Origin of the sequence: Bradyrhizobium sp. DN3, from assembly GCF_041357655.1 — a bacterium.
In the GTDB taxonomy this organism is placed as follows: domain Bacteria; phylum Pseudomonadota; class Alphaproteobacteria; order Rhizobiales; family Xanthobacteraceae; genus Bradyrhizobium.
Genome location: NZ_JAULLN010000070.1, coordinates 1 through 3,583 on the forward strand (window position 1 = coordinate 1; position 3,583 = coordinate 3,583).

A 3,583-nucleotide genomic window follows, 5' to 3' on the forward strand; every position below is an offset into this window, starting at 1 on the left:
AATACTTGGCGACCACGCCGCGTCAGGCCTATGCGTTTGCACACAACCAAGACCCAAACCGGTCATTTCGAGAGGACGGTACCCTAGACAGGCTATCTCCCTTGGGGGATCATGCGGCGCCAAGCGTACCCTGGGGCGCCATCATGGACGTCGAAGGTTGGCTACGGAGGCTTGGCCTCGAACAGTACGAGGCGGCATTCCGAGAGAATAAGGTCGACGACACGGTCCTGCCGAGCTTGACTTCGGAGGATTTAAAGGACCTTGGTGTCGAATTCGTCGGGCATCGTCGTAAGCTGCTCGAGGCCATCAGTGCCTTGCGCGCTGAAGCGAGCGCACCAACGCCCCTATCCAAGACCTCTCCCGTAACCGACAAAGCCCGCACCGACAGCGCTGAGCGGCGCCAAGTCACAGTCATGTTCGCAGATCTTGTAGGTTCGACGGCGCTCTCGGCACGTATGGACCCTGAGGACTTGCGCGAGGTCATCTCGGCCTACCAGACGTGCGTCGCCGATACGGTGTGCCGTTTCGGGGGGTTCGTCGCCAAATACATGGGCGATGGCGTTCTGATCTATTTCGGTTATCCGGCAGCCCATGAGGATGACGCCGAGCGTGCAGTTCGGGCCGGCGTAGCGCTGATCGATGCGGTTGCTGCCCTCTCGGCTCCCGAACCGCTGCAGGTGCGGGTTGGAGCAGCCACGGGACTGGTTGTCGTTGGCGATTCGATCGGGTCCGGAGAAGCGCGGGAGTGGGGTATTGTCGGCGAGACGCCCAACCTCGCGGCGCGCCTCCAAGCCATTGCCGAGCCTAACACGGTCGTAATTGCTGAGAGCACGCGCAGGCTTCTCGGCGATCTCTTTGAACTACAAGACCTCGGACCAAAGGACGTCAAGGGAATCGCGAGGCCGGTGAGAGCTTTCATTGTGCTGCAGGCAAGTTCTATCGAGAGCCGGTTCGAAGCGATGCACCCCGGCGGCCTAACTGCACTGGTTGGACGAGAAGAAGAGCTTGAGGTGCTTTTGCGCCGCTGGCGCAGAGCGAAAACCGGGGAAGGCCAGGCGGTGTTGCTATCTGGCGAAGCCGGGATCGGCAAATCGCGACTGAGCGCGGCGCTTCTGGAACACCTCGCCGTCGAGCGGCACACGCGCCTGCGCTACTTCTGCTCTGCGCAGCATACCGACAGCGCGCTTTACCCTATCATTGGACAGATGGAGCATGCCGCAGGATTAGCGCGCGACGACAAACCCGCAAGCCGGCTCGACAAGCTCGATGAGGTGCTCGCGCGGACCTCAACGTCAATCGAGGATGCCGCGCTCTTTGCCGCTATGCTATCGCTACCAAACGATGGCCGCTATCCCACGCTCGAGCTCGCCCCGCAGCAACGTCGTGAGAGAACTCTGGAGGCTCTTATTTCACAGCTGGAGGTGCTAACACGTCAAAGTCCGGTGCTGATGATTTTCGAGGACGCTCACTGGGCCGACCCGACGAGCTTGGAAGTGCTCGATCGGGTCATAGAACGAATTCGCACCCTTCGCGTTCTGCTGCTTGTGACGTTCCGGCCAGAATTCGAGCCGTCGTGGTTCGCTCAGCCGCACGTAACGGCTCTCACCATTAATCGACTGGCAGAGTGCGAAGCCAACGCAATGATCGACCAAATCGTCGACAGCAAGCTGCTGCCGGAAAGCGTTCGGCAGGACATCATCGAGCGCACTGATGGCGTCCCCCTGTTCGTGGAGGAGATGACGAAGGCGGTGCTGGAGGCCGGAGGCGAGGACGCAGAGCAGCGGACCCTCCTCGCAGCTCCGTTGCCGGTCCTCGCGGTGCCCGCAAGCTTGCATGCGTCCCTGATGGCGCGGCTGGACCGACTCGGTGTCGCCAAGGAGGTTGCCCAGACCGGAGCGGTCATCGGGCGGGAGTTCTCATATGAGCTTCTGGCTGCTGTTTCAGGAGACAGAGACGAGGCACTTCAAAGGTCACTGGAACGACTCGTCCACTCTGGACTGATCCTCCGTCGTGGAACAACCTCGCGACCAACCTTCCTGTTTAAGCACGCTCTGGTTCAAGACGCGGCGTACAGTAGCTTGCTACGCAGCAAGCGCTCAACGCTGCATGGCAAGCTGGCGCATGTCTTGGAGCATCAATTTCCCGAACGCGCGGAAGCGGAGCCGGAGCTTGTCGCTCATCACTTCACGGAAGCCGGACAGGTCGAGCCCGGCATTTCGTACTGGTTGAAAGCTGGCCGACGTGCCGCGGAACGCTCGGCAAGCGCAGAGGCATTGCGGCATCTCAGCCGAGGTTTGGCTTTGCTATTGAAATTGCCAGACTCGATTGAGCGGGATCAGAGCGAGCTCGAATTCCAGGTCGCCTTAGGAACGCCGTTGGTCGCAGCGCACGGCTGGGCGAGCCCAGAGGTAGCCACTGCGCGTGCAAGGGCGGCTGAGCTATGTGAGAAACTGGGGGACCCAGAGCACCTTCTACCGGTCCTGTTTGGACAGGCCATCTATTGCATCAACCGCGGGAAGACCTTGGATGGACTGGGCATGGCTGATCGCTGTTGGTCGGTAGCCAAAAACAGGGGGGATCGCATTGCGCTGCTAGTAGCGCACCGCGCAATGGGCAGTGCACTCCTCCAGCTCGGAAGATTTGCGGATGCCAAAGCGCATCTTGAACCGATTCTTCGGCTCCATGACCCAGAGCGGGATCGCGCCCTGGCTTCCCAGTACGTGGTCGATCCGGCTGTTTCGGGCGGGTCATTTTGTGCGTTGGCGCTTTGGATTTTGGGATATCCAGACAAAGCATCGACAGTTCGGAACGAGGTATTCAGTTTGGCGCCAATACTGAATCACGCGAACAGCAGTGCATTTGCTTGTTTCTTTGCCGGGGCCCAATTGAGCGAGTTACTTGGTGACCTTGAGGGCCTCAATGGTTTCGTCAAGAGGACCATCGAGCTCTCTCAACGATATCAACTGCCAACCTGGAATGCGCATGCAACTGTCTTGGCAGGCTGGGCGCTGGCTCAAAGTGGTCAACTTCAACGGGGAATCATCTTGTGTGGCGAGGGAATAGCGAAACTCCAAAAGATCGGAACCGAATATCATCTCTCGCATTATTTTTGCTTGCTAGCGATAATGTGCGCAAGGATCGGCGATCATGAGACAAGCTTGCGGGCTTTGCGCGACTCAAAAAATCATGTGACAGCGACCAAAGAACATTTCTGGGAAGCGGAGCTACATAGAACGGAAGGAGAAATAGGTCTGTCACTAGATGAGCCTATAAACATGTGCGAGGAGTGCTTCCTGCAAGCAATGAACTTGGCCCGGAAGCAACAGGCAAAATCGTTTGAACTCCGAGCTGCCGTCAGTCTTGCTCGCCTCTGGAAAAAACGGAATCGGGTTCGGGATGCCCGCGATCTTATCACCCCACTCTACGGCTGGTTCACCGAAGGCTTCGAGACGTGCGACTTGAAGGAAGCCAAGGCGCTGCTTGACGAGCTTGCGTGATGAGGCAATCCAAATGACCAGTGAGTTCCGATATTGGCCGATTCCGTTGAAAAAGGCCGGCAGTATTTCGTTGTAATAGCTCCGTC

At 58.5% G+C, this 3,583-nt stretch carries 1 protein-coding gene; it reads left to right on the forward strand.

Annotation, left to right across the window (positions count from 1 at the left end; translation table 11 throughout):
* The first annotated feature begins 143 nt into the window (after positions 1-143).
* A complete protein-coding gene (locus AAE027_RS39340; RefSeq protein ID WP_370991157.1) occupies positions 144-3,497 on the forward strand; it encodes an adenylate/guanylate cyclase domain-containing protein in 3,354 nt (1,117 codons plus the stop codon).
* Positions 3,498-3,583 lie beyond the last annotated feature (86 nt).